The sequence below is a fragment of the Intestinimonas timonensis genome (genome assembly GCF_900626145.1).
GTDB classification, from domain to species: Bacteria; Bacillota; Clostridia; order Oscillospirales; family Oscillospiraceae; genus Intestinimonas; species Intestinimonas aquisgranensis.
This window is the reverse complement of record NZ_LR130837.1, coordinates 1-5161: the sequence shown is the minus strand read 5'-3', so window position 1 is coordinate 5161 and position 5161 is coordinate 1. Positions and strand designations below refer to the sequence as shown.

At 50.8% G+C, this 5161-nt stretch carries 6 protein-coding genes; all 6 read right to left on the bottom strand.

All coding sequences use genetic code 11. From position 1 onward, the window contains the following. Window positions 1-46: 46 nt before the first annotated feature. Complete coding sequence (locus E0E29_RS17885; RefSeq protein WP_081731980.1) at window positions 47-205, bottom strand: transposon-encoded TnpW family protein; 159 nt, start codon at window positions 203-205, stop codon at window positions 47-49. Window positions 206-348: 143 nt separating this feature from the next. Next, window positions 349-2220 (bottom strand): AAA family ATPase, encoded by a 1872-nt coding sequence (locus E0E29_RS17880; protein ID WP_085533521.1) that lies wholly within the window; start codon window positions 2218-2220, stop codon window positions 349-351. Beyond that, window positions 2217-3713: a MobQ family relaxase gene (gene mobQ / locus E0E29_RS17875; RefSeq protein ID WP_130851095.1), complete on the bottom strand. Its 1497-nt coding sequence runs from the start codon at window positions 3711-3713 to the stop codon at window positions 2217-2219. Before mobQ ends, E0E29_RS17880 begins: the two co-directional genes overlap by 4 nt. Next, window positions 3679-4038 carry a DUF3847 domain-containing protein gene (locus tag E0E29_RS17870; RefSeq protein ID WP_130851094.1) on the bottom strand — a complete coding sequence of 120 codons (360 nt, stop codon included), beginning with the start codon at window positions 4036-4038 and terminating at the stop codon, window positions 3679-3681. The genes mobQ and E0E29_RS17870 overlap by 35 nt, the downstream gene beginning before the upstream one ends. 127 nt (window positions 4039-4165) lie before the next feature. Next, on the bottom strand, window positions 4166-4690 hold the full coding sequence (locus E0E29_RS17865; RefSeq protein WP_015516227.1) for a hypothetical protein: 525 nt from the start codon (window positions 4688-4690) through the stop codon (window positions 4166-4168). Between the two features lie 300 nt (window positions 4691-4990). Further along, on the bottom strand, window positions 4991-5161 hold a 171-nt coding region (locus E0E29_RS17860), incomplete at its 5' end, for a TraX family protein (RefSeq protein WP_278045162.1).

The following is a 5161-nucleotide window of genomic DNA, read 5'->3' as shown; positions in this document are numbered from 1 at the left end:
CCAGAGACGAAAAGTCAAGGACTTTTTCATCAAATTCAAAAAGAAGTCACATTTTGCGGACTTCCTCACGGAGCAGACGCTTGATTTTGTCCTCCATCGTTTCTTTTGCGGTCTGGCTGAAATGCACACGGACGATATAGGTGGTCTTGCCGATCTGCTTTCTGACAGTCGGGCAAGGGGTACTGTTGGTTGCGGTATTGTTCATTCAAAATCCTCCTGTAAATAAAAAATGCCCGGTGACTTTTCATCATCGGGCGGTGATCGGTATGAGGGAAGAAGGCAAGGCGGCAACATTAAGGTATCTATAAAAACCTTGCCGTCTTTGCCACGCTTGCCGTGTTCCTGCTGTCAGTCTCGGAGATAGCAGACCCATGCTGTGCCGTCTTTCTCGGTCACAAGTCTGTCCCCGATACGGCTCTTTGCCGTTCTCATGGTGCGTGAGGAAATCCCACGCTCATTGACTGCCTTTTCCAACTCTGCACTCGGCATACGCTTTCCGTCCGCAAGCAGTTCCAGAATAAGCATTTGCGCCTGTGCGGTCTTGCTCTCGGTCTTGGCGGTGTCTGTTCCGGCAAGAAGCTCGTCAGCGGTAATGTCATAAGCTCCTATCCATTCAAAGCCTTTCTCGTCTCCCAGAGAAAAGGCAAGGGACTGTCCGGGCGGCGCAAGGGAGCTTTTCTCATGGATCAGCACCCTCGTTGTGGGGCTGTCCTTCAGCTTGCCGATAAAAAGCAGACTGCGGACTGCCGCCGTAATGTCGATAGACCCCAATCCACGGTAGGTGCTTTGCGTTCCTGCGGCTTTGTTGAGGTGTCCAATCAGCACGATAGCGCACCCTGTAGCCTGTGCAATGTCTCCCAGACTGCGGAAGATGGGACGGACTTCATTTGCCCGGTTCATATCCACATCTGCGCCCATAAACGCCTGCACCGGGTCAATGATAACCAGCCTTGCATTGTTTTCCCGGATTGCCCTTGCGATGCGTTCATCGGCAAGGGTCAGTGGTGTGCCTCTATCGTCAATGACAAGCACTTTTTCAAGGTCTGCGTCTGCTTCCATCAGTCGGGGCTTGACCGTATCACCCAGACCGTCCTCGGCAGTCTGGTAAATGATATTGAACGGTTCAAGGGTTTCCATACCGGGCAAGGGCTTTCGGTTGGTGCAAGCCGCCGCAAGACGCATGGCAAAGTAGGTCTTGCCCTCGCCGGGGTTGCCCTGTATGATGGTCAGCTTTCCAAAGGGGATATAGGGAAACCATAGCCAATCCACGCTCGTCAGCTCCACATCTGCCATGCGGAGCATGGGGACAGGCTGGGCGGTGGGCAGCTCTCGCAGCGTGATTGTCTCGGCTATGAATTTGCGGCTGGGAATGTCCCCTTGCTGGCGGAGAACATCGTTCCAATCTTTCCTTGCCGGGACAAGGCGAATGACGGCAATCTCACCGGGAATGGACTGTGCCAGTCGTGTGCAGGCTTCATTTCCAGCGGCGTCGCTGTCAAGGCAGAGGAACACTTTTCGGGTGTCCTTGCGTTCAGAAAGAAAACGGTCAAGGGCTTTGCCAGAAACGCCGCCCAGGGCAAGATAGCTCCTTGTCTGCCAGTCCTGCGGGTAAAGGCAGATAAAGGACAAAAGGTCTATCGGTGCTTCAAAGACAAAGAGCTGATTGCCGTTTCCCTCATAGCGGAACGGATAGGACTTGTCAGACCCGGCAATGTCCTGTCTGAATGGGTCTGCCGTTCCTCGCACATGGGCGTATCTCGGCGTACCGCTTCGGTCTCTGCCGACAAACACAACATTGTGCCGCTTTGCGTCCTCGTAAATATCCCCGGAAAGAAGAAAAGTCTCAACAAGCGTTTTGTTGAGACCTCGGCTTTCGCAAAGATATTGAATTGCTCTGTCGGCTGTTCTGTTGTGCAAGGGCAAGTGGAACGCTGTGGGCGGTGCTGTGGTGGCTTCGGTCTGTCCCTCGCCGTTTTCGCCTGTCAACATCTGAACAGCTTCGGGAAAGGACTTGCCGTAAAACTCCATGACGAAATCAATGGGATAGCCGCCCTTGCTCTGGCTGTGGCGAAACCACTTGTTTCCCCGGACGGTCAGGCTGTCATGTTCTTTCCAACGGTATTCCCGTCCGCTTTTGATAAGTGTCTCTCCCTGTGTGCGGAGAAAATCTTCCAGACTGACGGCGTTTGCCCGGTCAATCTGTGCTTGGGTGTAATTCATCGGGATAGTTCCTCCTTTTTCTGTCGTGTTTGGGGTCGATTTTGGAGCTTTTGTTCCTCTGTACGCTCGTTAAATCGGGCGGCAGTATCTACGCATGACTTGACCTTCCAAAGACGGTGTAAATCGTCTCTGACAGCCTTAAACTCGCCATAGGTGGTTTCGTGCGCCTGTTCCAGCTCGTCATACTCGTCGGACAGTTTTTTCATATCCACCTTGCCGTCCGGGAACTCCCCGGTCAGCTTTCGTCTGGCGGCGTAGAACTGTATCAATTCCGCTTCATGCTCTGCCTTGTACTTGGCTCTGGGCTTCTCAAACTTGATTTTCTGCAAGCCGTCATAGACAGGCTTCAAGCTCTGGAAAGCCGCAGAGCTGTCATAGAGCTGCTTGATTGCTTTCATTCGGGCGGTCTGTTCGTCCAGCGTTTTCTTCAAGCTCTCTGTGGTGGAGCTGTGTTCATTGACACGGCTTTCCAAATCTTCAAGGTTGTAAATGCCGTTTGCCCGGAGATAATTGAAAGTCTCGTTCATCTCCTTTAGATTGCTGATTTTACCTTTCTGGGAATACGCCCCGGCTCTGCGCTGGGTGTAATAGGCGTTCAGCAGAGAAACAAGGTCGGGTGCCTGCGGCTTGGCAAGCTCCACCTTTGCTTCGGCAATCCAATCAAACAGGAGAGCGATTTTCTTCTTAATGTCCCGGATAACGGCATTGGTGGCTTTGATCCAGCGGTTGAACTCGCCTTTCTCGGTGCGTATGCCCTTCTTCTCCATTGCCCGGACGGTTGCGCCCTCATGGACGGTGGGAAGAAGCTCCACGCCCTGACGCTCATAGCTTCGGTGGTCGATACTAACGTCAAGCCCCTTTTCAGCAAACTTGGCGTTGCATAGCTCCGCCCATGTCTGCCGCCAGTATTCCAGCGTTTCGGGACTGCCCCAGTCGGTAGTGGGAACGGCGTTAAACACAAAGTTTCCATCTGCGTCCCGGATACGGTTGCCGTCCTCGTCCAGCTCGTAAACTCGGTGCTGCTTACAGCCCCATTTGCCGTTCTGCTCGATGGGACGGATGGGGCAAAGCACATGAAAATGGGGATTGGGTATGCCGCCGTCCTCTCTGTCTGGCTGGTGTACAGCGAAGTCAACCACCATGCCACGGCTCACAAACTGCTCCAATAAAAATTGCCTTGCAAGAGCGATGTTTTCCTCAAGGGAAAATTCATTCTGCAAAGCAATGTCAAAGCTGTATGCAAGCTGTGCCGTCTTTCCACGCTCGGCTTTTTCCACGGCGTTCCATAGGGTCTGACGGTCTGCGTATTCTTTCGGTGCATGGGACGGCAGGAGAATGTCGGAGCATATCACGCCGCCCTTGCGGGTGTAGTCGCTGTATTCGCCATAATACTCGCTATACAATCGCTCCCCGGCACGGTAGGCGGCAGAAGCAATAGCGGACTGTCCTGCGCTTCGCTTAGTCTGCGTGACGCTCAGATGAAATAGTGCCATCGGCTTTCTGCTCCTTTCCTCTGCTCGCTTGGTTGATGTGGGTAATCGCCATGTGACGGACGGCTCGCTGGACTTCGGGCAGAGAAAAGATGTACTCCATCAGCTCCGTCATTTCGGTGCGTGTGAGATCTTTGAACTCCGGGGCAAGGCTCTCAATCGTGCCGCCCAGATTGCAAAGACGGTGGGTGCGCTTTTGTCTCTCGCCTTTCTCCAGATACTTCTTTCTGTTCTCCAGACGCTCCAGCTTGTGCTGTTCCTGTGCAAGATGTGTCTCGACCTGTTCCTTTTCGGCTCGGAGCTGTTCAAGGTTTTTCGGTTTTGCCATTTTTCGTGACCTCCTTTTTTGAAAATGGGGATAAAAAAAGACCGTCAACTTTTCGCAGATTGCGACCAGTCAACGGTCAGTTTTTCGGTATTCAGTTGTTGTGTTCAGTTCGGTAAATTGAAGTTGGTCAAAGTTGTTGGCGAAGATATTCCACAACATTTCCATTCGTATCATAGAAACAGATGTTTCCTACATTGAGGGGCAGGACAATGGCGAAAGGCTTGCCACTATCAATATCAATCACCTGAATGCCGTTGCCATCATCTACTTCAAGTCGAACAATATTTTGGGTATTCATTGAGATAAATGCCCTTTCGTTATTTCCCTCAACAACAAACTCTGCAATGTAATCATCAACCTCAACTATATCTCCACCACCACGGAAGAAATATCCAAAAGACAAGCCAGGGCGATTTACATAGACAGAAAAAGTGTGGTCTGTCTTGTCCTGTGGGTAAGAAATAAATGCAGCCATTGTGTCGGAAATGCTTCCATCAACAATCCAATCATCCAAAATTTTTTGAGATTGGCGAATGTCTGCTTCTAAACTGTTTGCGGTTTTACCAATGTCATTGTTTGCATAAAGGAAACCGAAAACCAACACACAAGCCAAAATAACACCCAAGAGGATTATGGGTAATTTCTTTTTCATAGAATCACACTCCTTTATCAAATTAAGATTCTTGATTTTCAAACTTGCTGGCGGCGAACGGTTTGTCAAAACCGTTTGCGGACGGCAAGTCCACAGGGGATAGCCGCTTTAGCGGCGCAAGGGGGTGTAGCCACCTTGACGGAACGAAGTGACGCAACATTCTCGGTCATGCAGTTTTCTTCTGCTGACGGAGAATGAAGCTCCGCAGGGCGCACTACTCTCGACAGAGAGTATAGAAGTGCGCCCTTTAGTTCCTAAAGGGGTTTGCTCCGGCTTAATTTCTCGACAAACTGCAATTAGTCATTTCAGTAAGTATTTTCCGAGTCCTATCTGAATCAAATATAGGACAAGGATATGTGCTGGATAAAAAACATAGAAGAAGTATTTTAGCTTCAGTTTACCACGCTTTCCGTTGTATAGCAGAATAAGCAAGCAGGCAAGAAGCGTACATAAAGGCGGTTGATTCCCCGT

Excerpts from the sequence above, each read along its gene's own strand:
- E0E29_RS17885 (WP_081731980.1), bottom strand. The coding sequence starts at position 205 with ATGAACAATACCGCAACCAACAGTACCCCTTGCCCGACTGTCAGAAAG.
- E0E29_RS17880 (WP_085533521.1), bottom strand. The coding sequence starts at position 2,220 with ATGAATTACACCCAAGCACAGATTGACCGGGCAAACGCCGTCAGTCTG.
- mobQ (WP_130851095.1), bottom strand. The coding sequence starts at position 3,713 with ATGGCACTATTTCATCTGAGCGTCACGCAGACTAAGCGAAGCGCAGGA.
- E0E29_RS17870 (WP_130851094.1), bottom strand. The coding sequence starts at position 4,038 with ATGGCAAAACCGAAAAACCTTGAACAGCTCCGAGCCGAAAAGGAACAG.
- E0E29_RS17865 (WP_015516227.1), bottom strand. The coding sequence starts at position 4,690 with ATGAAAAAGAAATTACCCATAATCCTCTTGGGTGTTATTTTGGCTTGT.